The 25,939-nt window shown below is 61.3% G+C and carries 27 protein-coding genes and 1 tRNA gene; 12 read left to right on the top strand and 16 right to left on the bottom strand.

The window, feature by feature from the left end; all coding sequences use genetic code 11:
- The first annotated feature begins 227 nt into the window (after positions 1-227).
- On the top strand, positions 228-677 hold the full coding sequence (locus CAG25_RS04695; RefSeq protein WP_085611176.1) for a hypothetical protein: 450 nt from the start codon (positions 228-230) through the stop codon (positions 675-677).
- Here the strand turns inward: CAG25_RS04695 and CAG25_RS04690 are convergent.
- From CAG25_RS04690 to CAG25_RS04670, 5 genes are all read right to left on the bottom strand, one after another.
- A complete protein-coding gene (locus tag CAG25_RS04690) occupies positions 674-1,012 on the bottom strand; it encodes a hypothetical protein (RefSeq protein WP_085611175.1) in 339 nt (112 codons plus the stop codon). The genes CAG25_RS04695 and CAG25_RS04690 overlap by 4 nt on opposite strands.
- A 136-nt stretch (positions 1,013-1,148) precedes the next feature.
- A tRNA-Phe gene (locus tag CAG25_RS04685) sits at positions 1,149-1,224 on the bottom strand.
- Positions 1,225-1,328: 104 nt separating this feature from the next.
- Positions 1,329-1,601: an oxidative damage protection protein gene (locus CAG25_RS04680; RefSeq protein WP_007952551.1), complete on the bottom strand. Its 273-nt coding sequence runs from the start codon at positions 1,599-1,601 to the stop codon at positions 1,329-1,331.
- Entirely contained in the window at positions 1,598-2,665 is a 1,068-nt protein-coding gene (gene mutY / locus CAG25_RS04675) for an A/G-specific adenine glycosylase (RefSeq protein WP_085611174.1), read from the bottom strand. Before mutY ends, CAG25_RS04680 begins: the two co-directional genes overlap by 4 nt.
- A complete protein-coding gene (locus CAG25_RS04670) occupies positions 2,662-4,884 on the bottom strand; it encodes an AsmA family protein (protein ID WP_085611173.1) in 2,223 nt (740 codons plus the stop codon). Before CAG25_RS04670 ends, mutY begins: the two co-directional genes overlap by 4 nt.
- Before the next feature lie 354 nt (positions 4,885-5,238).
- On the opposite strand from CAG25_RS04670, the gene CAG25_RS04665 reads away from it, so the two are divergent.
- The 7 genes from CAG25_RS04665 to CAG25_RS04635 all read left to right on the top strand — a co-directional run bounded on the left by CAG25_RS04665 (position 5,239) and on the right by CAG25_RS04635 (position 11,079).
- The gene (locus CAG25_RS04665) at positions 5,239-6,903 is read left to right on the top strand and encodes an OFA family MFS transporter (protein WP_085611172.1); all 1,665 of its coding nucleotides are present in this window, start codon (positions 5,239-5,241) and stop codon (positions 6,901-6,903) included.
- 291 nt (positions 6,904-7,194) lie between these two features.
- Positions 7,195-7,788 carry an imidazoleglycerol-phosphate dehydratase HisB gene (hisB, locus tag CAG25_RS04660; RefSeq protein ID WP_039764670.1) on the top strand — a complete coding sequence of 198 codons (594 nt, stop codon included), beginning with the start codon at positions 7,195-7,197 and terminating at the stop codon, positions 7,786-7,788.
- The gene (gene hisH / locus CAG25_RS04655; protein WP_007952546.1) at positions 7,788-8,426 is read left to right on the top strand and encodes an imidazole glycerol phosphate synthase subunit HisH; all 639 of its coding nucleotides are present in this window, start codon (positions 7,788-7,790) and stop codon (positions 8,424-8,426) included. The genes hisB and hisH overlap by 1 nt, the downstream gene beginning before the upstream one ends.
- Positions 8,427-8,687 (top strand): DUF2164 domain-containing protein, encoded by a 261-nt coding sequence (locus CAG25_RS04650; protein WP_011332018.1) that lies wholly within the window; start codon positions 8,427-8,429, stop codon positions 8,685-8,687.
- A 42-nt stretch (positions 8,688-8,729) separates the two neighbouring features.
- On the top strand, positions 8,730-9,467 hold the full coding sequence (gene hisA, locus CAG25_RS04645) for a 1-(5-phosphoribosyl)-5-[(5-phosphoribosylamino)methylideneamino]imidazole-4-carboxamide isomerase (protein ID WP_085611171.1): 738 nt from the start codon (positions 8,730-8,732) through the stop codon (positions 9,465-9,467).
- A gap of 9 nt (positions 9,468-9,476) precedes the next feature.
- Positions 9,477-10,247 carry an imidazole glycerol phosphate synthase subunit HisF gene (gene hisF, locus CAG25_RS04640; RefSeq protein WP_007897430.1) on the top strand — a complete coding sequence of 257 codons (771 nt, stop codon included), beginning with the start codon at positions 9,477-9,479 and terminating at the stop codon, positions 10,245-10,247.
- Between the two features lie 76 nt (positions 10,248-10,323).
- Positions 10,324-11,079, top strand: a complete 756-nt coding sequence (locus CAG25_RS04635; protein ID WP_085611170.1) for an ABC transporter substrate-binding protein — start codon at positions 10,324-10,326, stop codon at positions 11,077-11,079.
- Here CAG25_RS04635 and CAG25_RS04630 read toward each other — a convergent pair.
- The 5 genes from CAG25_RS04630 to gpmI all read right to left on the bottom strand — a co-directional run bounded on the left by CAG25_RS04630 (position 11,060) and on the right by gpmI (position 17,629).
- Entirely contained in the window at positions 11,060-12,433 is a 1,374-nt protein-coding gene (locus tag CAG25_RS04630; protein ID WP_085611169.1) for a Vps62-related protein, read from the bottom strand. The two genes, CAG25_RS04635 and CAG25_RS04630, sit on opposite strands and share 20 nt — an antisense overlap.
- A 116-nt stretch (positions 12,434-12,549) precedes the next feature.
- Positions 12,550-13,326 (bottom strand): divergent polysaccharide deacetylase family protein, encoded by a 777-nt coding sequence (locus CAG25_RS04625; RefSeq protein WP_085611168.1) that lies wholly within the window; start codon positions 13,324-13,326, stop codon positions 12,550-12,552.
- Between the two features lie 2 nt (positions 13,327-13,328).
- A complete protein-coding gene (locus tag CAG25_RS04620) occupies positions 13,329-14,648 on the bottom strand; it encodes a S41 family peptidase (protein ID WP_011332024.1) in 1,320 nt (439 codons plus the stop codon).
- A gap of 31 nt (positions 14,649-14,679) precedes the next feature.
- Complete coding sequence (locus CAG25_RS04615; protein ID WP_039764683.1) at positions 14,680-15,966, bottom strand: murein hydrolase activator EnvC; 1,287 nt, start codon at positions 15,964-15,966, stop codon at positions 14,680-14,682.
- 136 nt (positions 15,967-16,102) lie between these two features.
- On the bottom strand, positions 16,103-17,629 hold the full coding sequence (gene gpmI / locus CAG25_RS04610) for a 2,3-bisphosphoglycerate-independent phosphoglycerate mutase (protein ID WP_085611167.1): 1,527 nt from the start codon (positions 17,627-17,629) through the stop codon (positions 16,103-16,105).
- Positions 17,630-17,781: 152 nt separating this feature from the next.
- On the opposite strand from gpmI, the gene CAG25_RS04605 reads away from it, so the two are divergent.
- Genes CAG25_RS04605 through secB form a run of 3 tightly spaced genes read left to right on the top strand, consistent with a single transcriptional unit; the run spans position 17,782 to position 18,990 of the window.
- The gene (locus tag CAG25_RS04605) at positions 17,782-18,195 is read left to right on the top strand and encodes a rhodanese-like domain-containing protein (RefSeq protein ID WP_007952524.1); all 414 of its coding nucleotides are present in this window, start codon (positions 17,782-17,784) and stop codon (positions 18,193-18,195) included.
- 1 nt (position 18,196) lies between these two features.
- Complete coding sequence (gene grxC, locus CAG25_RS04600) at positions 18,197-18,451, top strand: glutaredoxin 3 (RefSeq protein ID WP_007952522.1); 255 nt, start codon at positions 18,197-18,199, stop codon at positions 18,449-18,451.
- Positions 18,452-18,504: 53 nt separating this feature from the next.
- Positions 18,505-18,990 (top strand): protein-export chaperone SecB, encoded by a 486-nt coding sequence (secB, locus tag CAG25_RS04595; protein WP_007909233.1) that lies wholly within the window; start codon positions 18,505-18,507, stop codon positions 18,988-18,990.
- Positions 18,991-19,121: 131 nt separating this feature from the next.
- On the opposite strand, the gene CAG25_RS04590 is transcribed toward secB, so the two are convergent.
- Positions 19,122-19,577, bottom strand: coding sequence for a tRNA (cytidine(34)-2'-O)-methyltransferase (locus CAG25_RS04590; RefSeq protein WP_007952520.1), 456 nt, complete (start codon positions 19,575-19,577; stop codon positions 19,122-19,124).
- Here CAG25_RS04590 and CAG25_RS04585 point away from each other — a divergent pair.
- Complete coding sequence (locus CAG25_RS04585) at positions 19,576-20,016, top strand: hypothetical protein (protein WP_064592837.1); 441 nt, start codon at positions 19,576-19,578, stop codon at positions 20,014-20,016. The two genes, CAG25_RS04590 and CAG25_RS04585, sit on opposite strands and share 2 nt — an antisense overlap.
- Positions 20,017-20,426: 410 nt before the next feature.
- Here CAG25_RS04585 and ntrC read toward each other — a convergent pair whose 3' ends face one another.
- The 5 genes from ntrC to glnA form a co-directional block, all read right to left on the bottom strand.
- Positions 20,427-21,863 (bottom strand): nitrogen regulation protein NR(I), encoded by a 1,437-nt coding sequence (gene ntrC, locus CAG25_RS04580; protein WP_007952518.1) that lies wholly within the window; start codon positions 21,861-21,863, stop codon positions 20,427-20,429.
- Entirely contained in the window at positions 21,860-22,945 is a 1,086-nt protein-coding gene (gene glnL, locus CAG25_RS04575; protein WP_007952516.1) for a nitrogen regulation protein NR(II), read from the bottom strand. The genes ntrC and glnL overlap by 4 nt, the downstream gene beginning before the upstream one ends.
- A 230-nt stretch (positions 22,946-23,175) precedes the next feature.
- Positions 23,176-23,799, bottom strand: coding sequence for a DUF4124 domain-containing protein (locus tag CAG25_RS04570; RefSeq protein WP_085611166.1), 624 nt, complete (start codon positions 23,797-23,799; stop codon positions 23,176-23,178).
- On the bottom strand, positions 23,796-24,305 hold the full coding sequence (locus tag CAG25_RS04565) for a DUF4124 domain-containing protein (RefSeq protein WP_085611165.1): 510 nt from the start codon (positions 24,303-24,305) through the stop codon (positions 23,796-23,798). Before CAG25_RS04565 ends, CAG25_RS04570 begins: the two co-directional genes overlap by 4 nt.
- Before the next feature lie 206 nt (positions 24,306-24,511).
- Entirely contained in the window at positions 24,512-25,918 is a 1,407-nt protein-coding gene (gene glnA, locus CAG25_RS04560; RefSeq protein ID WP_011332032.1) for a glutamate--ammonia ligase, read from the bottom strand.
- Positions 25,919-25,939 lie beyond the last annotated feature (21 nt).

Below are 25,939 nucleotides of genomic sequence, written 5' to 3'. Positions count from 1 at the left end.
TTCAAGCGGGTGGGTATGCAACGAATTGGAACGCAGTGAGTACCCAATTCGCGGGTTCATCAGGCAATTGCTGATTCGAGACGCAATGCGGCGCGAATCGTTGGTGGAATTTTCTGTAGTCCTTTTCGTATCAACCGCAACTCCCAATCGTTCTAAAACCCACCCCGCAAGACAAAATCTAAAAAGAGGTAACGATTGGGTTCCGCGAGAGCCCGGGAGTCGTCCTCATGAAACGCGTTCTTTCATTCGTGCTGCCCGTTGCCGCTGCTGCGGTGCTGCTGTTTCCGATCATGGCGCAGGCTGCGAGTCTGGCTCCGATCGACAGTTCCGCCGTGCAGGTTCAGCAGCAGGAGCAAAACGGTGTTCGTTATCTGGCCGGCGGGATTGGTGAAGATGAGTCGAAAGCCATTCAGCAATCCGCGGGCTACAACCTGCACATGACCTTCGCTGTCGGTACGCAAAACGAATATACCGCCGATGTCGACGTGGCGATCCAGAAAGCCCCCGGTCAAACCGTGCTGACGCTCAATCAAACCGGGCCATTGGTGTACGTTCAGTTACCGCCAGGCAAGTACACGGTCGTCGCCACCCGCAAGGGTGAAACGCGTCGGGATGTGGCGCAAGTAGGCGGCGGTGCTGCGCGCAATCTGGTGTTCCACTGGAACGACAACAGCTAACGTCGCCGACGGTCACGCCCGGGTGGCGTGACCGTCGCGGTGCGTCCCATCCAGATCAGAAGCCAGGCAGCGCCCGACAGGAAGAGTGCGAAGAGGCAGTGCGTGGCAACAGTGAACCAGAAGTCGAAGGACTGTTCGGCCTGTGAATACACGGCGAAGTGTTTCCCCCGCGCCATGTTGCTGATGCGTCCCTGAATCAGGCCGTTCACCGTTTCATAAGTGATCAGGCCTACGCAGAGGGTCAGTACGATGCCGAGAGCGATCATCAGCCAGTCGGTGCGCTTCGCGGGTGGCGCGGGGTGGGGCAGGGGGACGCGGGTTCTTTTCTGGTTCATCGCGGTGATGACCCTCTTCCGTAAGGGTTGAGCAACGTATCGCCAATTCCGGCCTGCAAGAAGGGCGGAATCGGGCCGTGATCAAATCGCAGGCATAAAAAAACCCTGAATCTTGCGATTCAGGGTTTTCGGTATTTGGTGCCCAGAGACGGAATCGAACCGCCGACACGGGGATTTTCAATCCCCTGCTCTACCGACTGAGCTATCTGGGCAACGGGGCGCATTAAAAGGGTTTTTCGGATTTACGTCAAACACTTTTTTAAAATTTCTTAAATTAATTCCGTCGCTTACGATCCGACCCCCGATTTCGCGGGGTTTACTCTGCGGGCGGAACGTAGCCTTCGGCCTGAGCGTATTCCTCGCCGGAGAAGTACTTGTCCATTTCGCCCTGAAGAAATTTGCGGTCTTCGGCGTTCATCATGTTCAGGCGTTTTTCGTTGATCAGCAGGGTCTGGTGTTTCTGCCAGTCAGCCCAGGCCTTGGCCGAGACGTGTTCGAAAATATCCTGGCCCTTGGCGCCCGGGTACGGTGGGCGCTCCAGACCTTCGAGTTGTTCTTTGTACTTGCGGCACATTACGGTGCGGGTCATGTCGACTCTCCTGCATTCAAGACGGCGGCCGCGCGTTCGAGCAAGGTCTTGACCGGGGCGGCGAGGCCCAGGCGCGGCGGGGTGGCGAGGTTATACCAGAGCCAGTCGGTCTCGGCCACGTGACCGCCGGCTTCCTGCACCTGAACCAGCCAGGGTTCGATGGACAGCTGGAAGTGGCTGAAGGTGTGGACAAGGCTCGGCAGTGCCTGCTGCTCGCCCAGTTCCAGCGAGTGTTGCGCGGCGAGGTGTTGCAGGTCGTCGAGGTCGTCGAGTTCCGGCAGGCTCCACAAACCGCCCCACAATCCGCTGGACGGGCGGCGATAAAGCAGAATCGCGCCGTCCTCGTTGGCCAGCAGCGGCATCAGCGTGCGTTTCTGCGGGATGGCCTTGCGCGGCTTGGGGATCGGGTAGCGCGTTTCCAGCCCCAGCATGTGCGCTTCACAGCCGTTTTTCAGCGGACACAGCAGGCAGCTCGGTTTGCTGCGGGTGCAGAGCGTGGCGCCCAGGTCCATCATCGCCTGGGTGTAGGCGTTGACCCGATCCTGCGGCGTGAAGCGCTCGGCGTTGGCCCACAGTTGCTTGGCGACCTTCGGCTCGCCGGGGTAACCCTCCTGCGCGGTAAAACGCGCCAGCACCCGTTTGACGTTGCCGTCGAGGATCGGCGCGCGCAGGCCCATGCTGATGCTGGCGATTGCGCCGGCGGTGGACAGGCCGATACCCGGCAGCTCGGTGAGTTTCTCGACATCCCGGGGAAACTCGCCGCCGTACTGGCCGACGACGATCTTCGCGGTCTTCTGCAGATTGCGCGCGCGGGTGTAGTAACCGAGCCCGGTCCACAGGTGCAGCACTTCGTCTTCCGGCGCTTCGGCCAAGGCTTCGACCGTCGGCAGGGCGGCCATGAAGCGGTCGAAGTAATTGAGCACGGTGCTGACCTGGGTCTGCTGCAACATGATCTCGGACACCCACACCCGGTACGGGTTGATGTTCTGTTGCCAGGGCAAATCATGGCGGCCGTGGCGGTCGAACCATTCCAGCACCGCCGTGGAAAACTGCTCCGCTCTCATCGCTTGAACAGCCCCTTCAATGCGTTTTTCAGTTCCGGGCTGACTTTGTCGCCCAGTTTCTCGTCAATTTTTTCGCTGATCTTGTCGCCGGCCAGTTTGCTCGCGACCTGGCCCATGCGTTCGTTGTCCACGCGGCAGGCCTTGGCACCCAGCTCCAGCGGGCCTCGGCAACGCAGCGGCCATTCGATGCCGACGAATTTGTCGCCGACCTGGCAGGCCGGATCCGGCATGGCGCTGGTATCGCCTTCGACGATGATGCCGACGCGGTAGTCCATGCCCAGCACCTTGAGGTCGATATCGCCATCACCGTTGACGCTCATGCCGGGGATGCGCACTTTCAGGTCCGGGTTGCTGGCCACCCCGTTGCGGAACGTGAGGTTGCCCTTGAGCTCCTGGAACGGTGTGTCCTTGCCGCGCGGTTCGCTGCTCAGGGATTTACGGTTGAGGGTGGCGATGCCTTTGCACAGTTGCTGCTCAAGGTTGGCGTTGAGCAGCACGCCGTTGTTGATCACGAAACTGGCGTTACCGTTGAGGGTTTCGATCAGCGCCTGCTGGCTGTTGCCGCTGCCGGTAACGGTGCTGGTGAGATTGACCAGACCTTTGACCGGAGGATTCTTGCCCTGGCTTTCGAGGATTTTCTCCACCGGCACCCGGTTGATCCGGGTTTGCAGGTTCAGCACCGGCGCCGTCTGGCGCACGTCCAGTGTGCCCTTGGCTTCGAAGTCGCCGTTGTACAGCTCGCCGCGCAGGTTCTCCAGGGTCAGCAGGCCGCCCTGGCCGGTGGCTTTCAGTGCGGCGTTCTGGATCGGTAACTTGTCGAGGGTCAGCTGGCCGAAGGTCAGGTCGGCGTTGACGTCGAGCTTGCTCAGGCGCTCAACAGGGAGCAGGCGCTCGGTGCTCCAGGCGCTTTTGCTCGGTTTTTCCGGCAGCGGGGTGCTGCCGGCCCCGGCCATCGCATCGGCTTCGGTGCTGGCGACTTCGGCCTGACGGACCTGGGTAGCGGTGTTGGCTTTTTCCGATTTCGGCGGCAGGTAGCGGTCGACGTTGAAGGTGTCGGCCTTGAGGACCGCCCGCAGCGATTGCTTGGCGAAATCTTCGACGGCGATGCGGCCGCTGAAGCTGCTGTCGTCGAGTTTCAGGTTGATGTTGTCCAGCGCCAGGCTGGTCGGCGTCGCGGCGACACGGCTGACCAGTTCAACCTTGCTCAGGCTGCCTTCGGCCATGGCTGGCAGGGTCTGGCCGATGCTGTCGACGAATTTCGCCAGATCGAACTGGGCAATGGAAATTCCGCCGCTGATCTGTGGCGTCTTGTCCAGGTCATTGGCCTTTAACTCGCCCAAGGCACGCAGCTGATTGACCGAAAGCTTGATGCCGGTCCATTCGGCGACGTTGGCGGCCTTGTCCAGCAGCAATTGCCCTTGGGCGGCGAAGGTCACGGTCTTGCCCTGCAACGGATCGCCGGCGACTTCGCCGGACAGCTTCAGGTCTTCGAACTTGTAGCGTTGCAGGGCGCGCTCGAAGCGCAGCTCGCCGTTGAGCTCGGTGCGCACCCGCAGCACTGGCTGGTTGGTGCCGAGGAACGCGGTGGCCTTGACCGGGATGTTGGTCGAATCGTGAACAGCGCCGGTGCTCAACTGGATGCTTTCGGCGCTGAATTGCTTGCCGGTCAGCTCGTCGTTGTATTCCACGCGGGCGTTGTTGACGGTCAGGCTGTCGATGTCGAGGCGAATCGGCTGGGCCGGTTTTTCCACCGGGGCCGGTGTTGCTGGAGAGGCTTCCCCGGCGGTCGCAGGCGGTGTGCTTCCGGCGGGAGCCGGCACCTTGCCGATGTCTTCCCAGTTGCCGTGACCATTCTTGTCACGGTTCAGGCGCAGGTTCAGGCCTTCGACGCGCACGTCGCTCATTTGCACCTCGCGTCGCAGCAGCGGCAGCACGCGCACGGACAGGCCGAGCATCTGCAGATCGGCGAACGGTTCGGCAGGCTTGGCCAGGGTCGCGACGCTGGCCTCGTGCAGTTCCAGGCCCAGCCACGGGAACAGGCTCCAGCCAATGTCGCCATTGAGCGTCAGCTCGATGTGGGCCTTGTCGCGGGCAATCTGGCGGATCTCGTCCTTGTAGTCGTTGGGATCAAACAGGTGGGTCAGGGCGAAGCCTGCCGCCACAATGATCAGCAACAGCCCGAGAAGTACCAGACCCAGGATTTTGCCGAACGCTTTCATGGGCGAGTCCTTGTAAGTAGTCGATTTCGTAATTTAGCCGGGGAGTATAGCGCTGCATCAACCCTCGCTGTCGCGGTGCCCCGTCAAGGCTGCTGAGCCGCGATATACAGCGCTTCGACAACGATCGGCATCGGGGTTCCCGAAAGGCCTGAGATCAGATGACATGAAAAAGGTGATATCAGTTTGGTTTTTCTGTCACGTGCAAATGGTAACCTTCGCCCGTTCGTCCGCCCATCTGCGACTTAACGTCGCGCTTTCAAGGAGCTTCACCCGCAAAAAACGGTCATGCCTGCGTGCATAAAGGCCGGGGTGGGCAGTGGCTGGCGAACCATACTAATAATTGGGGGATACACAATGAGCACGACCATTACGGCGGACGGCTTCAAAGCCGATCAGCCCGGGTTCCTGTCCAAGGAACGCATCATCGCCAAGCCCGGTTTCAACCGTTGGCTGGTCCCGCCGGCCGCTCTGGCCATTCACCTGTGCATCGGCATGGCCTACGGCTTCTCGGTGTTCTGGTTGCCGCTGTCCAAGGCGCTGGGCGTCACTGCTCCGGTGGCTTGCGCACCGGACATGAGCTTCATCGCACAAGTCTTCTCGTCGCAATGCGACTGGCCGATCTCCATGCTCGGCTGGATCTACACCCTGTTCTTCATCTTCCTCGGCTGCTCGGCAGCGATCTGGGGCGGCTGGCTCGAACATGCAGGTCCTCGCAAGGCCGGTGTTGTATCGGCACTTTGCTGGTGCGGCGGTCTGCTGATTTCTGCGCTGGGTATCTATACCCACCAGATCTGGCTGATGTGGATCGGCTCCGGCGTGATCGGCGGTATCGGTCTGGGCCTGGGCTACATCTCGCCAGTGTCGACCCTGATCAAGTGGTTCCCGGACAAGCGCGGCATGGCGACCGGCATGGCGATCATGGGCTTCGGCGGTGGCGCGATGGTCGGTGCGCCACTGGCGACCGCTCTGATGAGTCATTTCGCTTCGCCAACCGGTGTCGGCGTGTGGCAGAGCTTCGTGGCCATGGCCGCGATCTACTTCGTGTTCATGATCGGTGGCGCGCTGGCGTACCGCGTACCGCCAACCGGCTGGAAGCCTGAAGGCTGGACCGCGCCGGCGAAGAAAGCGTCGAACGCGATGATCACCCACCGTCACGTTCACGTGAATGTAGCGTGGAAAACTCCGCAATTCCGTCTGGTGTGGCTGGTGCTGTGCCTGAACGTGTCCGCCGGTATCGGCATCCTCGGCATGGCTTCGCCACTGTTGCAGGAAGTGTTCGGCGGCAAGCTGCTGGGTAACGATCTGCCGTTCGGTCAGCTGGACGCCGGTCAACTGGCTTCCATCGCTGCAATTGCGGCCGGTTTCACCGGTCTGCTGAGCCTGTTCAACATCGGCGGCCGTTTCTTCTGGGCCTCGTTCTCGGACTACCTGGGCCGCAAGAACACTTACTTCGTGTTCTTCGCACTGGGTTTTGCGCTGTACGCGCTGATCCCGAACCTCGGTCACCTGGGCAACGTTGCGCTGTTCGTGGCGGCGTTCTGCATCATCCTGTCGATGTACGGCGGTGGTTTCGCCACCGTTCCGGCGTATCTGGCCGACCTGTTCGGTACGCAAATGGTCGGCGCGATCCACGGTCGTCTGCTGACCGCCTGGGCTGCCGCTGGCGTGCTGGGTCCGGTGCTGGTGAACTACCTGCGTGAGTATCAGCTGAGCATCGGCGTTGAACGCGCCGCCGCTTACGACATCACCCTGTACATCCTCGCCGGCCTGCTGGTGCTGGGTTTCCTGTGCAACCTGCTGGTGCGCCCGGTGGCCGACAAGTACTTCATGACCGACGCTGAACTGGCGGCCGAACAGGCGCTGGGCCACGACAAGGGTGCTGACGCCAGCACCGTGCTGGAGTGGAAAGCCGCGCCGGGCAGCAAGCCGTTGGCGATCGCTGCGTGGCTGGTGGTGGGGATTCCGTTGGCGTGGGGTGTGTGGGTGACCCTGCAGAAGACGGCGGTTCTGTTCCACTAAGTAGCCAAGCGCTGGCCTGAAAATCTTCAGGTCAGCGCCAAATCCTGTGGGAGCGAGCCTGCTCGCGATAGCGGTCTGACAGTCGACAGTGATGTTGAATGTACGACCCTCATCGCGAGCAGGCTCGCTCCCACAGTTGTTTTGGGCTGTCCGAAATGGCTTGTATGGACATGTCTATCCCCGACAGCACGGGGTTCTATCCGTCAGTCATTCCACCTATCGTGTTTCTGTTTCGGCCCCGCGCCCCTATAATGGCTGCCTTTTTCGCCCAATGATTTTGCGGAGCTGGTGATGGCCGAACGTAAGGCGTCTGTCGAGCGCGACACTCTGGAAACCCAGATCAAAGCCTCGATCAACCTTGATGGCACCGGAAAGGCCCGATTCGATATCGGTGTTCCTTTTCTTGAGCACATGCTGGATCAGATCGCCCGTCACGGGCTGATCGACCTGGATATCCAATGCAAGGGCGATCTGCATATCGACGACCACCACACGGTGGAAGACGTCGGTATCACCCTCGGCCAGGCCTTCGCGCAAGCCATTGGCGACAAGAAAGGCATCCGTCGCTACGGCCACGCCTACGTGCCGCTCGATGAAGCGCTGTCGCGCGTGGTGATCGACTTCTCCGGCCGTCCGGGTCTGCAGATGCACGTGCCGTACACCCGCGCCACCGTTGGCGGCTTCGACGTCGACCTGTTCCAGGAATTCTTCCAGGGCTTCGTCAACCACGCGCTGGTCAGCCTGCACATCGACAACCTGCGCGGCACCAACACCCACCACCAGATCGAAACCGTGTTCAAGGCATTCGGCCGCGCGTTGCGCATGGCCGTCGAGCTGGACGAGCGCATGGCCGGCCAGATGCCTTCGACCAAAGGCGTCCTGTAATGCAGACGGTTGCAGTTATCGATTACGGCATGGGCAACCTGCACTCGGTGGCCAAGGCCCTCGAGCACGTCGGTGCCGGCAAGGTGCTGATCACCAGCGATGCGGCAGTGATCCGCGAAGCTGACCGTGTGGTATTCCCCGGTGTCGGTGCGATTCGCGATTGCATGGCGGAGATCCGTCGCCTCGGTTTCGATTCGCTGGTGCGTGAAGTCAGCCAGGACCGTCCGTTCCTCGGCATCTGCGTCGGCATGCAAGCCTTGCTCGACTCCAGCGAAGAAAACGACGGCGTCGACTGCATCGGCCTGTTCCCGGGCGCGGTGAAGTTCTTCGGCAAAGACCTGCATGAAGACGGCGAGCACCTGAAAGTCCCGCACATGGGCTGGAACGAAGTGAAGCAGGCGGTGGATCACCCGCTGTGGCACAACATTCCGGACCTGGCGCGTTTCTACTTTGTGCACAGCTATTACATCGCCGCCGGTAACCCACGGCAGGTGGTCGGCAGCGGTCATTACGGCGTCGATTTCGCTGCGGCACTGGCCGAAGGTTCGCGTTTCGCCGTGCAGTTCCACCCGGAGAAGAGCCATACCCATGGCCTGCAATTGCTGCAGAACTTCGCGGCGTGGGACGGTCGCTGGTAAATGGCCGTCAAGAAATCCAAACCGCCGATCCTGACCCTCACTCCCGAGCAGGAGAGCGAGGCCAACCGCAAGATTCAGCGGTTCATGGAGGATCGTTTCGAACTGGACCTGGGTTCGTTCGAGGCGGCGGAAATTCTTGAGCTGTTTACCCGCGAAATTGCTCCGCACTATTACAACAGGGCGATTTTCGATGTGCAGACCCACCTCAAGGAGCGGTTTGAAAGCATCGAAAGCGACCTGTGGGCGCTCGAGAAAAACTGATTTCCGAGCCAAGCTGAACATTCAAATTTGAAGGTTTGCCAGATGCTGATTATTCCCGCTATCGATCTCAAAGACGGTGCCTGCGTACGTCTGCGCCAGGGCCGCATGGAAGATTCCACAGTGTTCTCCGATGACCCGGTGAGCATGGCTGCCAAGTGGGTGGAGGGCGGCTGCCGTCGTCTGCATCTGGTCGATCTGAACGGCGCTTTCGAAGGCCAGCCGGTCAACGGCGAAGTGGTGACCGCGATCGCCAAGCGCTACCCGACCCTGCCGATCCAGATCGGCGGCGGCATCCGTTCGCTGGAAACCATCGAGCATTACGTCAAGGCTGGCGTCAGCTACGTGATCATCGGCACCAAAGCGGTGAAGGATCCGGCGTTCGTTGCTGAAGCCTGCCGTGCGTTTCCGGGCAAGATCATCGTTGGTCTGGATGCCAAAGACGGTTTTGTCGCCACCGATGGCTGGGCTGAAATCAGCACCGTGCAAGTCATCGACCTGGCCAGGCAGTTCGAAGCCGACGGCGTGTCCTCGATCGTTTATACCGACATCGCCAAAGACGGCATGATGCAGGGCTGCAACGTGCCGTTTACCGTTGCGCTGGCTGCTGCCACGAAGATCCCGGTGATCGCATCCGGCGGCATTCACAACCTGGGTGACATCAAGTCGCTGCTCGACGCCAAGGCACCGGGCATCATCGGTGCCATCACCGGCCGGGCGATCTACGAAGGCACTCTCGACGTCGCTGAAGCGCAAGCTTTCTGCGACTCGTACCAAGGCTGAGGACTGACCATGGCGCTGGCCAAACGCATCATCCCTTGCCTGGACGTGGACAACGGCCGGGTCGTCAAAGGTGTGAAGTTCGAGAACATCCGTGACGCCGGCGATCCGGTGGAAATCGCCCGTCGCTACGACGAGCAGGGTGCCGATGAGATTACCTTTCTCGACATCACCGCCAGCGTCGATGGCCGTGACACCACGCTGCACACCGTCGAGCGCATGGCCAGCCAGGTGTTCATCCCGCTGACCGTCGGCGGCGGCGTGCGGACCGTGCAGGATATCCGCAACCTGCTCAACGCCGGTGCGGACAAGGTGTCGATCAACACCGCTGCCGTGTTCAACCCGGAATTCGTCGGCGAAGCGGCGCAGCATTTCGGCTCGCAATGCATCGTCGTCGCCATCGACGCCAAGAAGGTCTCCGGCCCGGGCGAAACCCCGCGCTGGGAGATCTTCACCCACGGCGGCCGCAAGCCGACCGGCCTCGACGCGGTCGAGTGGGCGAAGAAAATGGAAGGCCTGGGCGCCGGTGAAATCCTCCTGACCAGCATGGACCAGGACGGTATGAAAAACGGTTTCGACCTCGGCGTGACTCGCGCCATCAGCGATGCGCTGGGGATTCCGGTGATCGCTTCCGGTGGCGTCGGCAATCTGCAGCATCTGGCTGACGGCATCCTCGAAGGCCACGCCAGCGCGGTGCTGGCGGCGAGTATTTTCCACTTCGGCGAATACACCGTTCAGGAAGCAAAGGCCTACATGGCTCACCGCGGTATCGTAATGCGTTAAACATCCATACAGGCCAGTGGACAGCATGGCGTACCCAAGGCACTCTTGGGCACGCCATGGATTTCGGTAGCCCGACATGATCAAACGCCTGCTTCTCGCCCTCGCCAGTGCCTCTGTGTTGTTGATCAACAACGGCCACGCCGAAGAAAGTCCCGACACCGATCTGGTGCTCCTCACCGAAAACTTCCCGCCGTACAACATGGCGAAGAACGGCAAGAATTTCGCCCAGGACGAAAACATCAACGGCATCGCCACGGACATCGTGCGCGAGATGTTCAAGCGTGCCGGCATCACTTACAGCCTGACCCTGCGCTTCCCTTGGGAGCGGGTCTACAAGCTGGCGCTGGAGAATCCCGGTTACGGCGCGTTCGTCATGGCGCGGCTGCCGGATCGCGAAAAACTCTTCAAGTGGGTCGGCCCGATCGGCCCGGACGACTGGGTCATGCTGGCCAAGGCCGACAGCAAGATCACCCTCGAAACCCTCAACGACGCGCGCAAATACAAGATCGGCGCCTACAAGGGCGATGCGATTGCCGAGACCCTGACCAAGCAGGGGTTGAAGCCGGCAGTGGTGCTGCGTGATCAGGACAACGCCAGAAAACTGGTCAGCGGCCAGATCGACCTGTGGGCCACCGGCGACCCGGCCGGGCGCTATCTGGCGCGGCAGGATGGCGTGACCGGGCTGAAAACCGTACTGCGCTTCAACAGCGCCGAGTTGTATCTGGCACTGAACAAGGACGTACCGGACGAAGCCGTTGCCAAGCTTCAAACCGCGCTCGATCAGATGCGCAAGGAAGGCGTGGTCGACGAAATCATGGGGCGCTATCTGTAGCGGTCGACGAGCCCGGCGACGATTGCGCAACAACGTCGGCGCCGCTCGTGATGGTTTCCGTCGACGGGTTTGCCGCCATGACAGGCATCGGGGTTGCTGTCTCGACGGCTTCTGGCGGGTATTCACTCATGACAAGACGGGTGTCATCGGTGTAACCAAGCGGGACGGTGACTTCAGTGCCATCCTCCCGGAACAGCTCGTATCGACTTTCCATCTGATACACCGCGACCGATTTGAGTTTCGCCGCCATGGCGATGATGACCCGAGGGCCCGATTCGCTCCACTCGCTGGAGGACGTTTCGGTGTGAGTGAAATCCCGCGGCAGGCACGCCGAAAACTTTGTTGCCCGGATATCACTGAGCATCGCAGCCGGCCAGGCCTTGGTGAATTCGACGGCGGTATGGCGATTGAATAGCCGCATGGCCGCTGCATTTTGCGCCCTTGGCGCTTTCCATTTGATCGACTGAGCCTGCTCCGTGGCATTTCGGCCGTACCCGACCAGCACATATTGGTCGGTTCTTTTCAGATCGTAGTAACGCGAATGGTGAAATCCATCATTGGGTTGAGCGTAATCCCTGACTGCAAACCACGGCAGGCGGGCAGTCTGCGTGACCCTCGCCACTGCACTTTCGGGACTCATGTGTGCAGTCAGTACCGGAGCTTCTGCAGGTACGCTGACTTGAACCGGAATCGGTATCCGTAATGCATACGCGAAAGGGCCGGTTGCCGGTTTGTTGTGGCTCGGGGCGCCGATGAAGGTGCCGGGCGCAAAGCAGATTTCGCCCGCCGCGGCGGTCGGGGGATCAATGCTCCAGGCGCTGAAGTTCAGCTTTGCACCACTGCCTTTGTCATCCCAGAGCAGATCGCCGAGGTCGGCAGCAACGACCAGATCGGCCCTGACGCAACGGATGGCGTTGAGTGAGGGTTTGCCGTGATCGCTGGAGCAGGTCATACCCAGCGCGACATAGCCTTGCGGCGCGATCGGGCGCCAGATCGAAGTGCGCGTCGCGGCTCCCGATCCGGATTCTTTCCAGACAAGTTCGAAGTCGGTGGGTCGGCTGAGTGCTTTGCCCTTGGTGTTACCGTCGTCTTGTAACGTTGCCTCGCAGACCACTGCGGCGACAATTTCGCCGTTGATGGAGGTGGTGTTGGGGATGAGGATGTCTCCCAGCGGAAAGTATCCCGGCAGAAGATCGGGGGCCGGCGCAGGGCGCCAGAAGGTGGCGGGCCTGGCCCGTGTGCCGTTGCTGTTCCAGATACGGTTGAATTCGCTGGTGAAGTTGATCAGCAGGTTGTCGAGCCTGATCGGCTCCATTGGCCTGTCTCGCAATGAAGCATTGTCGTTGGTAGTCATAGTCAATCCTGATAATTGAATGGCAACTCGAAAGAGTTGCGACCTGTGGCAGGTCTGACTATCCGGAAAGAGGGCAGGCGTCAGGCGGTAACTATTTATGGGCGTGTGTCGGTTTGTTACCGATAAATCCCGTCTTTGCCATGCGCGGCCGTGGCGCGATTGCTGCGCACACTGATCATCTGCTTGATGTCGATCCACTCGATGCCTTGGGCTTTCAGCTTCGGCAGTTCCCGCTCCAGCACTGCCAGCGTCTGTGGATAAGGGTGCCCGATCATCACGGCCGAACCCTGCTTGTGCGCCAGACTGATCGCTGTCTGCAATTGAGTCAGGATCGCCGCTTCTGTGCGCTCGTCATCGAGAAACACATCCCGCGAAACACTCGCCAGATCGATCTTTTGCGCTTGCTGCGCTGCCACAGTCTGCGCGCTGGTGCGGCTGTCGACGAAGAACTTGTGGCGGCGCTGCAACTCGCCCATCAACCACTCCATGGCCACCGGCTGTGCGGTCATGCGACTGCCCATGTGGTTGTTGATACCGGCGGTGTAGGGGACCATTTTGAACGCGGCATTCAGCCGTTTTTCGAGTTCTTCGATGGGCAGTTCGGGATGCCAGGCGAACGGGCCGGTGGCCGGGTCCATCGGCATGTGCAGGATCACGACCTTGCCGGCGCGATGGGCTTCGCGGGCGAATTCGGTGGCGTGCGGGGTGTCGGGCATGATCGCTGTGGTGACCGGGCCGGGCAGGGCCAGCACGCGGCGATCCCGGGGCAGGTTCTGCCCCAGGTCGTCGATGATCAGCGTCAGGTAGGCTTTTTGAGGTGTGGGTCTGGCAGGTTCTGCGTAAGCAGCACCCGCCAGACAGCACAGCAGGACAAAGAGGAAACGCAAAGACATCCTCAACGGCCGGACGTGATGCTCAGGCCTTTGAGCAGGCTCAGGGCCTGGGCCAACTGGTAATCGTCATCCTGCGGCATCGCCTTGGCCTTGCCGCCGGAGCCGGTCGGTTTGTCCGCGCCGCCGTTGCCGTTGCCCAGGTGACCTTGCAGGTCGGCTTCCTTGAAGTAGTCGCTGTCCGCCTCGTTGGTGATCTTGGCGCGGCGCACTTCGATGTCCGGGACGATGCCCTGGGCCTGGATCGAGCGGCCGTTCGGCGTGAAGTACAGCGCCGTGGTGATCTTCAGCGCGCGGTCGTTGTTCAGCGGCAGCACGGTCTGCACCGAGCCCTTGCCGAAACTGGTGGTACCCATGACCACGGCGCGTTTCTGATCCTGCAGGGCGCCGGCGACGATTTCCGAAGCCGAGGCACTGCCACCGTTGATCAGCACGACCATCGGCACCGCTTCGCTTTCGTCCTTGCCGGTGGCGGAGAAGCGCAGTTCGGAATTGGCGATTCGGCCCTTGGTGTAGACGATCAGGCCTTTGGTGATGAAGTGATCGACCACTTCCACCGCCGCTTGCAGCACACCACCCGGGTTGTTGCGCAGGTCGAGGATGATGCCGTTGAGTTTCTTGCCGTTGTCCTTGCGCAGCTTGGCCAGGGCCTTGGAGACCTCCTCGCCGGTCTTGACCTGGAACTGGGTGATGCGGATCAGGCCATAGCCGGATTCGAGCAGCTGTGCCTTGACGCTCTTCACCTGAATCACCGCGCGGGCGAGGGTCACGTCGAACGGCGTGCCGCCGTCGCGCACCAGGGTCAGGGTGATCTTCTGGCCGATCTTGCCGCGCATCTTGTCCACGGCTTCGGTCATGGTCTGGCCGCGGGTCGGCGCCCCGTTGATCTTGACGATGAAGTCGCCGGCCTGGATGCCGGCCTTCGACGCCGGGGTGTCGTCGATTGGCGACACGACCTTGATGAAGCCGTCTTCGGCGCCGACTTCGATGCCCAGACCACCGAACTCACCGCTGGTGCTTTCCTGCAACTCGGCGAAGTCTTCAGGGCCGAGGTAGGCGGAGTGCGGATCGAGGTTGCTGAGCATGCCCTTGATCGCGTTTTCCAGCAGGGTCTTGTCGTCCACCGGCTCGACATAGGCGGCCTTGATCCGGTCCATGACCTCGGCAAAGGTGCGCAGCTCTTCCAGCGGCAACGGCGCCTTGGAAGTCGCGGCAGTACCTGCCGGAGCGACGGCCGGAGCCGGTTGAGCGGCGAACGCCAGAGGCGCGCCGATCACCAGGGCGATCGTCAGGGCCAGCGAGGTAAGGCGGGACAAATGCAGCATGTCGAACGAACTCCTGAATTAGATGGCGTGCTTATCCTTGCGCACGGCACCATTGCGCCGGATCACTCGGGTGACCCTGCTGACGAATTGCGAAATACAGCGCTGGTGTGTCCTGGCCGCCACTGTTACCCACAGTGGAGATGGACTCACCGGCTTTTACCACGTCACCTGCCGACTTCAGTAGCGTCTGGTTGTGACCGTAAAGACTCAGAAAACCGTTGCCGTGATCGAGGATCACCAGCAGCCCGGCGCCGCGCAGCCAGTCGGCAAACACCACGCGCCCGCCGTGTACGGCATGCACCTGGCTGCCGGCGGAGGCGCTGATCATCACGCCGTCCCACTTGGTGCGGGCATCGTCGCCACGGGTTTCGCCGAAGCGTGCCAGCAGTCGACCATCAACCGGCCATGGAAGTTTTCCCCGACTTGATGCAAAAGGGCCACCGAAGGTCTCGCCGCCGCTGGACACCAGAGCGCCGGGTGTCGATCTGACCGGTTTGCGTGGGGCGTCGGAGTTTTCCGCCTCGGCCTCACGCAAGCGCTTTTTTTCGGCTTCCTGCTGGGCGATGAGCGCTTTCTGCCGCGCTTCTTCTGCCTCACGAGCCTGGCGGGCCAGGGTTTCTTCAATGGTTTTAAGGACTTTAGACAGGTCTGCCTGATCCTGCTCGCGGGCGGCCAGTTTCTGGTCCCGGGCTTTCACGTCGTCATTGAGCTTGGCAAGGGCCTGCTGGCGCTCCTTGCGGACCTTGTCGAGCGCTTCGCGCCGAGTGTCGAGATCGCTTTGCTGCGCCAGCAACTGCGCCTGCTGCACGCCGATGTCTTTTTCGACGTTGGCCAGTTGGCGCAGGGTTTCGTTGAAGCTTTTAAGCTGCTCCAAGCGAGCCTGGCTCAGGTAGTCGTAATAGGTGAGGGTGCGGGCGAATTTCTCGGGATTCTGCTGGTTGAGCAGCAGCTTGAGGTATTCCTGGCGACCGTTCTGGTAGGCGGCGCGGGCCTGGATGGCGATCAGTCGCTGCTGTTCAGTGCGTGCGCTCTGGAGTTTTTTTTTCTCCGCATCGAGCCGCTGCAGCTCGGACTCGCTCTTCTTGAGCTCTTTCTGCAGGGCTTCGACCTGCTTCTCGAGCTTGCCCATCTCGGTTTCGGTGCCCTTGAGCTCCTTTTGTACCCCGGATTTTTCCTCCTGGAGCTTGCCCAGCAGTTTTTTCAGCTCGGCAATGTCCTGGCGCGTGGCGTCCAGTTGCTGTTGGGTTTGCGCGCGCTCATCCGCGAAGGCCGGTTGGAGCAGGCATGTCAGAGCGAGGGCGATCAGGACGCGAAGCATAGAGGCGGGCGGCACCAGGGTAAGGGACGGCCTAGTATGCCCGCCCGACGCGGCAAAAAAAACGCCTCAAAGCCAACTGCTTTGAGGCGTTCGTCATAAAAAGCCGTTTCAGGCTGATTACAGGGCGTTTTTGATATCAGACCAGAATCGAAGTGCCAGTCATTTCCGCCGGTTTTTCCAGGCCCAGCAGTTTCAGCATGGTCGGCGCCACGTCCGCCAGCACGCCGCCTTCGCGGACTTTCAGGTCACGCTTGCCGACATAGATGAACGGCACCGGTTCGGTGGTGTGCGCGGTGTGCGCCTGGCCGGTGGATTCGTCGGCCATCTGCTCGACGTTGCCGTGGTCGGCGGTGATCAGTGCTTCGCCGCCGACCTTTTCCAGTGCCTCGACGATGCGGCCGACGCAGGTGTCCAGGCATTCCACGGCTTTCACAGCGGCTTCGAACACGCCGCTGTGGCCGACCATGTCGCCGTTGGCGTAGTTGACCACGATCACGTCGTAGCGCTGGTTCTCGATGGCCTCGACGATGTGGTCGGTGACTTCCGGTGCGCTCATTTCCGGCTGCAAGTCGTAGGTAGCGACTTTCGGCGACGGGATCAGGATGCGTTCTTCGCCCGGGAACGGTTCTTCGCGGCCGCCGGAGAAGAAGAAGGTCACGTGGGCGTACTTCTCGGTTTCGGCGATGCGCAGCTGGGTCTTGCCGTTTTTCGCCAGATAGTCGCCGAGCACGTTTTCCAGGCTGCCGGGGGCAAAGGCTGCGGGTGCCGGGATGCTGGCGGCGTACTGGGTCAGGCCCACGTACTGCACTTTTGGCTGGCGTGCGCGCTCGAATTCCTTGAAACCGTCTTCGACAAACACGCGGCTCAGCTCGCGGGCGCGGTCGGCGCGGAAGTTCATGAACACCACGGCATCGCCGTCTTCGACTTTCACCGGCTCACCGATGCTGGTGGCCTTGACGAATTCGTCGCTCTCGCCACGGGCGTAAGCGGCTTCCAGCCCTTCCTGGGCGGTGGCGGCGTTGAATTCGCCCTTGCCGTCAACGATCAGATTGTAGGCCTGGGCCACGCGATCCCAGCGGTTGTCGCGGTCCATGGCGTAGTAGCGGCCGATCAGGCTGGCGATGCGGCCCTTGCCGAGGGCCTGGAAGGTCGCGTCGAGCAGTTCGATCGACGAGGCGGCGCTTTTCGGCGGCGTGTCACGGCCGTCGAGGAAGGCGTGCAGGTAGATCTTTTCGGCGCCGCGCTTGAAGGCCAGTTCGGCCATGGCGATCAGGTGATCCTGGTGGCTGTGAACGCCGCCATCCGACAGCAGGCCCATGAAGTGCACGGCCTTGCCGGCGGCCACGGCCTTGTCCACGGCGGCGCAGATGGTCGGGTTCTCGAAGAACTCGCCGTCACGGATCGCTTTGGTCACGCGCGTGAAGTCCTGATACACCACGCGCCCGGCGCCGAGGTTCATGTGGCCGACTTCGGAGTTGCCCATCTGGCCGTCCGGCAGGCCGACGTCCATGCCGCTGCCCGAGATCAAGCCGTTCGGCACGGTGGCCCACAGGCGATCCAGCACAGGCTTTTTGGCTGCATAGACGGCGTTGGATTCGGGGCTGTCGCTGTGACCGAAGCCGTCGAGAATCATCAGGACCAAAGGTTTAGGCGTGGTAGTCATGGAATCCACTCGTGGCTAATAAGAAGAGGGCGATGGAAAAGGGAGTTGGAGTTTAAAGCGAAGTTCCGGCGGCGTCACCGCCGGACGGGGTTTGGCCGACCATAGTGGCTGTGTATACTGGCCGACATTTTAACGCCCTGGAACCTCCTTCGATGGTTGCTCACCTGATTGAATTTGCCACTAACCACTACATTCTTGTCGGTATCTTCGTCGTACTGCTGGCTTTGCTGCTGGCGCATACGGTGCAGGGCGGCGGTAAAAGCCTGAGCACGGGCGAGCTGACCGCACTGGTCAACAAGGAAGCCGGCGTGGTGGTGGACATCCGTCCGAGCAAGGACTACGCCGCCGGTCACATCGTTGGCGCGGTGAACATTCCCCAGGACAAACTGGCCGCCCGCATCGGCGAGCTGGAAAAACACAAGGCCAAGACCATCATTCTGGTCGACGCCCTGGGCCAGACCGCCGGCACCCACGCCCGCGAGCTGATGAAGGCCGGCTTCACCGCCGCCAAGCTGTCCGGCGGGATTTCCAGCTGGAAAGGCGACAACCTGCCGTTGGTGAAGTGACATGAGCGACGTCATCGTCTACTCCAGCGATTACTGCCCTTACTGCTCGCGCGCCAAGTACCTGCTCGCGAACAAAGGCGTGGCCTTCGAAGAGATCAAGGTCGATGGCAAGCCGCAGGTGCGCGCCGCCATGGCCCAGAAGGCCGGACGCACGTCCGTGCCGCAGATCTGGATCGGCGACACCCACGTCGGCGGATGTGATGATTTGTATGCCCTGGAGCGCGCCGGCAAGCTCGACGCGCTGCTCAAGGCCTGACCTGCTGCACACGTAAAGAACCCTAAAAGACCCAAGATCAGAAAGGATCTGAGATGACTGACCAACAGAACACTGCAGCCAGCGAAGAAGAAACCGCACCGCAATTCTCCTTGCAGCGCATCTACGTACGCGACCTGTCCTTCGAAGCCCCGAAAAGCCCGGCGATCTTCCGCCAGCAGTGGGATCCGGCGGTCGCTCTGGATCTGAACACCCGCCAGAAAGCCCTGGAAGGTGATTTCTACGAAGTCGTGCTGACCCTGTCCGTCACCGTGAAAAACGGTGAAGAAGTGGCCTTCATCGCTGAAGTGCAACAGGCCGGTATCTTCCTGATCAAAAACCTGGACGCGGCTTCCATGAGCCACACCCTGGGTGCGTTCTGCCCGAACATCCTGTTCCCGTACGCGCGCGAAACCCTGGACAGCCTGGTGACCCGCGGTTCGTTCCCGGCCCTGATGCTGGCCCCGGTGAACTTCGACGCCCTGTACGCGCAAGAGCTGCAGCGCATGCAGGAATCCGGCGAGACCCCGACCGTTCAGTAAATGATCTGAGCGTTGACGCAAGTCCAATGTGGGAGCGGGCTTGCTCGCGAAAGCGGTGTGTCAGGTGGCATAAATGTCATCTGATGCGGCCCCTTCGCGAGCAAGCCCGCTCCCACATTTGTTATGCGGTGTTATTTGAAGTCGTTCTGCCGCCACGCTTCGTACACGGCCACTGCCACGGTGTTGGACAGGTTCAGGCTGCGGCAGCCTTCGCGCATCGGCAGGCGCAGGCGCTGTTCGCCGGGCAGGGCGTCGAGCACTTCCGGCGGCAGGCCACGGCTTTCCGGGCCGAAGATGAATGCATCGCCGGGGACGAACGCGGCATCGTGAAACGGCCGCGAACCCTTGGTGGTGAAGGCGAACAGCCGTGGATGACCGAGGCTTTCGAGGCAACTGGCGAGGTCGGCATGGCGCTGCAAGGTGGCATACTCGTGGTAGTCGAGACCGGCACGGCGCAAGCGCTTGTCGTCCATCTCGAAACCCAGCGGTTCGATCAAATGCAGGTGGCAGCCGCTGTTGGCGCACAGCCTGATAACGTTGCCGGTGTTCGGCGGAATTTCCGGTTGAAAAAGGATGACGTGAAACATGCACGGCTCCGAAGGTAAAGATGACGCGCATTCTACGCCGCAAGCGGATCCGCGTTCGAAACTATTCCCGCGGGTGATGGCCTCACTGGCGATCGTCGGTGTGATGGTCGGGATGATGATCGGCCGTTTGACCACGCCTGACCCGACCGTTTTGCAGCAGGTCGAGGTCATCGATGGCGGGCTGGCGGTCTGGTTCAACAACGAGCCGAAGCTGCATGGCGAGATCGTCGATGGCAGCGTTGCGCTGTTGTTCGAGGCCGAAGGCCAGGCGCAGAAAGGCCAGCTCAAGTTCAACGGCAAGGACGTGAACTGGCGGACGCGGTTGAGTGACGGGGGATTGTTGCTGACGCTGGTGGCGGCGCGGCCGCTGCAGGGCGATTGGGCCGGCCAGGCGGTCGATGACCGCTGGCGGCTGGAGATCCATCTCCGGGAGCAATAAAAGAGGGAATCCCCGGCCTGCCTGTACCAAGGTTCCCGAAACGGGCGGGCTCATCGCATCGCGTTCTGAGCCGGTGTAAAGAAGGAACCCCTGACCTGCCTGTATCAAGGGCCCCAAAAGGGTGGACTCGATGAGTCCGGTGTAAAGAGGGGAATCCCCGGCCTGCCTGTACCAAGGCCCCCGAAAGTGTGGGTGAATCGAATCACCTGATGGAGTTATTGCAGGGGGCGTGCCAGTTTTTCTCGTTTTGAAACAAAAAAGCCCGACATGACGACGAAGGCCCCGTAATACGGGGCCTTCGTCTTTTCACAGGATAGGATTTTCAGCTGTTTACAGTGCAAGCCTGGGCCAATGACCGTGCCCGATTAAGGGTCACGGTGCCTTGCGGCGGTGCAGGCTGGCGCTGAGTCTCAGCCTTCATCGCCCTCATCGTCATCCCCGCCATCGACCTTCATGCCGAGCTCCTTGATCTTGCGGGTCAGGGTGTTCCGGCCCCAGCCCAGCAGCACGGCAGCGTCGCGACGACGCCCGGCGGTGTGCTTCAGAGCCGTTTCGATCATGATTCGCTCGAACGCCGGCACCGCGCTGTCGAGCAGGCTCGACTGCCCGCGTGCCAGGGCCTGATCGGCCCATTGGCGCAGCGCCTGTTCCCAGTTGGTCACCGGCGCCGAGTCCTGCGGCAGGCTCAGCAGTTCCGGCGGCAGGTCGCTGATGTGCACCTCCCGCCCGGACGCCATCACGGTGATCCAGCGGCAGGTGTTTTCCAGCTGGCGCACGTTGCCAGGCCACGGCAGGTTCTTCAGGTATTCCTCGGTCTCGCTTTTCAGCAGCTTCGGCTCCACCGCCAGTTCTTGCGCGGCGCGGCTGAGGAAGTGCTTGGCCAGGGTCGGGATGTCTTCGCGACGGTCCGACAGGCGCGGGATGTGGATGCGGATCACGTTGAGGCGGTGGAACAAGTCCTCACGGAATTTCCCGGCGTGAACCAGGGTTTCCAGATTCTGGTGGGTCGCCGCGATGATCCGCACATCGACTTTGACCGGCACGTGCCCGCCAACGCGATAGAACTCGCCATCGGCCAGTACCCGCAGCAGGCGAGTCTGGGTGTCCGCCGGCATGTCGCCGATTTCATCGAGGAACAGCGTGCCGCCATCGGCCTGTTCGAAACGGCCGCGACGCAGGTTGGCCGCGCCAGTGAACGCGCCTTTCTCGTGGCCGAACAGCTCGGATTCCATCAGGTCTTTCGGGATCGCCGCCATGTTCAGCGCGATGAACGGCGAGGCCGCGCGCGGGCTGTGGCGGTGCAGGGCGTGGGCCACCAGTTCTTTACCGGTGCCGGATTCGCCGTTGATCAGCACGGTGATGTTGGAGTGGCTCAGGCGCCCGATGGCGCGAAACACTTCCTGCATCGCCGGCGCTTCGCCGATGATTTCCGGGGTGCGGGTCAGAGTCGGGGCGACTTCCAGGCCTTGTTGTTCCTGGGCGTGCTGATTGGCGCGTTTGACCAGCGATACCGCTTCGTCGACATCGAACGGCTTGGGCAGGTATTCGAACGCGCCACCCTGATAGGAGGCGACAGCGCTGTCCAGATCGGAATGAGCGGTCATGATGATCACCGGCAGCCGCGGGTGCTGCTCGCGGATCCGTGCCAGCAGGTCCAGGCCACTGGCGCCGGGCATGCGGATGTCGGAGATGATCACGTCCGGCTGCTGGCGCGCGAGGCGGCTCATCACGCCATCGGCGCTGTCGAAGCTCTGGGTGGTCATGCCTTCCTGTTGCAGGGCTTTTTCCAGAACCCAACGGATAGAACGGTCGTCATCGACGATCCACACGGTTTCACTACGGCTCATGTCGATGTGGCTCCTTGTTCCAGTGGCAGAAAGATCGAGAACGTGGTGTGGCCTGGATGGCTGTCACACTCGATCAGGCCCTGGTGCTGGCTGATGATGTTCTGGGTGATGGCCAGGCCCAGCCCGGTACCGTCCGGACGGCCGCTGACCATGGGAAAGAAGATGGTTTCCTGCAGTTCCGCCGGAATGCCCGGACCGTTGTCGATGATCTCGATCTTGGTCACCAGGCGATGACGGACGTGGCCGATGGTGAACTGGCGCATGGCGCGGGTGCGCAGGCTGATGCGGCCCAGGCGCAGCTCGTTCTGGCTGCTGATGGCCTGCATCGCGTTGCGCACGATGTTCAGCACCGCCTGAATCATTTGTTCACGATCGATCAGGACGTCGGGAATGCTCGGGTCGTAATCGCGCACCAGCGTGATGCAGCCCTGGCTTTCGGCCTCGACCAGTTGGCAGACCCGCTCCAGCACTTCGTGGACGTTGCACAGGGCCAGCGACGGCAGTTTGTTCGAACCGAGCATGCGGTCGACCAGATTGCGCAGGCGGTCGGCCTCTTCGATGATCACGTTGGTGTAGTCGCGCAGGCTGTCTTCCGGCAGTTCCCGGGCCAGCAGTTGCGCGGCGCCACGAATGCCGCCCAGCGGGTTCTTGATCTCGTGAGCGAGGCCGCGCACCAGCATCTTGCTGGTTTCCTGTTTCGACAGTTGCGCCTCTTCCTTGGTGATGCGCAACAGGCGGTCACGGGGATGGACCTCCAGCAGGAGCAGGGTCGCGCCGTTGCTGAGGATCGGCGTCACCGCGTAATCCACGGTCAGGGTCTGGCCGGTGAGGGCAGTGAGCATCGCTTCGCGCTTGGTGAACGGGTGCGCCTGCTCCACCGCCTGGCGCAACGAATTGAGCGCCTCGGTGGACTCGGTGAACAGCTCGCTGATGAACTGCCCATGGCTGCGCTGGCCGCTGATGGCCAGCAGCATCTCCGCCGCCGGGTTCATGTACTCGAGGCGCAATTCGCTGTCGAGCAGGATGGTGGCGGTGGTCAGGTTGTCGAGTAGCAAGCGATGCAGTGCGTCACTGATGGTCATGAGGACCTCTTTTGGAGCATGGCGCGCGCAGGGATACAGCGCTGATGCGAGGAAAATGCAAAAACCAAACCAAGGCTCCGAAAAGAAGCGTTCAACCCCTGAAACGGGCGTTTGACGCTCGTTTGCGTGGCAGTCAAACCGCTCTGGCGGGTACTTTCGAACCAAAATGGGTTGGAATGTGAGTACGGTGCAATGTATTGCACCAATATAGTGCGCAAAGCTGAACGGCGTCAGAAGAAACGCAGGAAAGGATTTTTCGGTTCGGCGGGTTTGTCTTTCAGCGGGCATTCCGGGCGCACGCCGTAGTCGGCGCTGACGCAGGGTTTGACCTGACGCTTCTGTGCCAGGGAAATGCGCTGCATGTGGAACGGCTGGTTGGCGGTTTTCTCCACCGTTCGACCCTGAGCATCGAGGATCTCCACCGACAGGTTGTGGCTGCCACGATCGATGTTGCTCAGCGGGAACACCGGGCTTGGGCCGGGTTCGCCGACGGCCTGGCCATCCAGCAGCAGGCGATACCGATGACCTTTTTGCAGGCCTGGCTCGCTGGTGACGCTGACGATCAGTTCGCCGGCGCTGCTGCGAATGGTCGCGTCCGGCTCGGGGATCAGCACCCGCAGCATGTCGTAGCGAAACAGCGTCGGCTCCCCTGATTGCTTCGACGGCGTGACCGGTGCAGCGGCGGTCGGGTTCGAGGCCATGCGATTGCTGGTGGCCAGCGGCACACGCTTGGCGTTGCCCCGTGGTTGATCGGTGTAGACCCGATTGCCCTGTGCGTCGACGTAAGTGAACACCTCGGCCGATGCGCCAAACGCGATCAGCGACAGGCACAAGGCAATCAATCCTCGCATCATGGCCTGTGCACCCGCTGCACGGTGAACACCACCGCCGGACTCTGCTGAATGATCGCCTCGCCATTGATTACCTGCACCGCGAGCCGATGCTCGCCCCGGTCAACGTTCACCAGTTGCAGGATCGGTACATTGCTCGGCTGGCCATAAGGCGCATCATCCAGCAGCAGACGCAATTGATGCGGCGGTTGCAGGCGCGGCTTGATCAGCACGCTGACCGTGAAGGTGCCGTTGTTGGCGCGCAGGGCTTCTTCGGTGGGCAGGCCGGTCAGCTCCAGCGCTTCGTAGGCATTGCGTGCTGGCGCCGGACTGGGGGTGACTGAAGAGGGCGGGCTCGGTGCCTGGGGCTGGACGCTGTTGAGTGGCGGCAACTCCACCGGCTGCGCCTGCACGCCGTCCGGCGCGTGATCGCTGTACACCCTGTTGCCGCTGGCGTCGGTGTACTTGTAGATCTGCGCGGCGGCGGGCAGGGCGATCAGCAGCAAAATACAGAGAAGGGTGCGACCCATGAAATCGACCGGAAACGAAAACGATGGGTTGCAGCATAGGCCAGTCGCCGCGGTTGGCCCAACTCGCTGCACATCCAGAAATGTATTCAAACACCACAAGCCCGCTCCCACAGGGTGGTGCATCGCCAACAAATTCCGGCCAATAAAAAAAGGCCTCCCGAAGGAGGCCTCTCTTTTGTCACGCCGCGTGGCGCGGCGCTACCGGATCAGCAGCTGTAGTACAGCTCATATTCCAGTGGGTGTACGAAGGTGCGGACCTTGATTTCTTCTTCGGATTTCAGCGCGATGTAAGCGTCGATGAAGTCGTCGGAGAACACGCCGCCCTTGGTCAGGAACGCACGGCCCTTGTCCAGCTCTTCCAGAGCTTCTTTCAGGCTGCCGCAAACTTGCGGGATCTCTTTCGCCTCTTCAGGCGGCAGGTCGTACAGGTTCTTGTCGGCAGCATCGCCTGGGTGGATCTTGTTCTGGATACCGTCCAGACCTGCCATCAGCAGCGCTGCGAAAGCCAGGTACGGGTTGGCAGCCGGATCCGGGAAGCGGGCTTCGATACGACGGCCTTTAGGGCTGTTGACGTAAGGAATACGGATCGAGGCGGAACGGTTGCGAGCCGAGTAGGCCAGCATCACTGGAGCTTCGAAGCCTGGCACCAGACGCTTGTAGGAGTTGGTGGCCGGGTTGGTGAAGCCGTTCAGGGCCTTACCGTGCTTGATGATGCCGCCGATGAAGTACAGGGCGGTGTCGGACAGGCCGGCATAACCTTCACCCGCGAAGGTGTTCTTGCCATCTTTGGAGATGGACATGTGAACGTGCATGCCCGAACCGTTGTCGCCGTACAGCGGCTTCGGCATGAAGGTCGCGGTGCGGCCGTAGGCGTCGGCAACGTTGTGCACAACGTACTTCAGGGTCTGGGTTTCGTCGGCTTTCTTCACCAGGGTGTTGAACTTGACGCCGATTTCGTTCTGGCCGGCAGTTGCCACTTCGTGGTGGTGAACTTCAACGGTCAGGCCCATTTCTTCCAGTGCGTTGCACATGGAGGTACGGATTTCGTGGTCGTGGTCGAACGGCGGAACCGGGAAGTAGCCGCCTTTCACGCCTGGACGGTGGCCTTTGTTGCCGCCTTCCACGTCCTGGTCGGACATCCACGAGCCTTGCTCGGAGTAGATCTTGAACATCGAACCGGAGATGTCGGACTTGAACTTCACTTCGTCGAAGATGAAGAACTCAGGCTCTGGACCGGCGAATACGGTGTCACCGATACCGGTGGTCTTCAGGTATTCCTCGGCGCGGCGGGCGATGGCGCGCGGGTCGCGATCGTAACCTTGCATGGTCGAAGGTTCGATGATGTCGCAGACCAGGATCAGGGTCGGCTCTTCGGTGAACGGGTCCAGAACGGCGGTTTCGTCGTCCGGCAGCAGGATCATGTCGGAGGCTTCGATGCCTTTCCAGCCAGCGATGGAGGAACCGTCGAACATCTTGCCAACTTCGAAGAAGTCGTCTTCCAGCGCATCGCGAGCCGGCATGGTCACGTGGTGCTGAGTGCCTTTGGTGTCCGTGAAGCGCAGATCAATCCACTTGACGTCATGATCTTTGATGAGTTGAACCGACTTCGACATAGTGTCCTCCGGGTGAATTAG

This window comes from Pseudomonas sp. B16(2017) (assembly GCF_002113205.1).
Lineage (GTDB): Bacteria > Pseudomonadota > Gammaproteobacteria > Pseudomonadales > Pseudomonadaceae > Aquipseudomonas > Aquipseudomonas pharyngis.
Note: the sequence above shows the minus strand (reverse complement) of the source record. Positions and strands in the feature narration are given on the sequence as shown.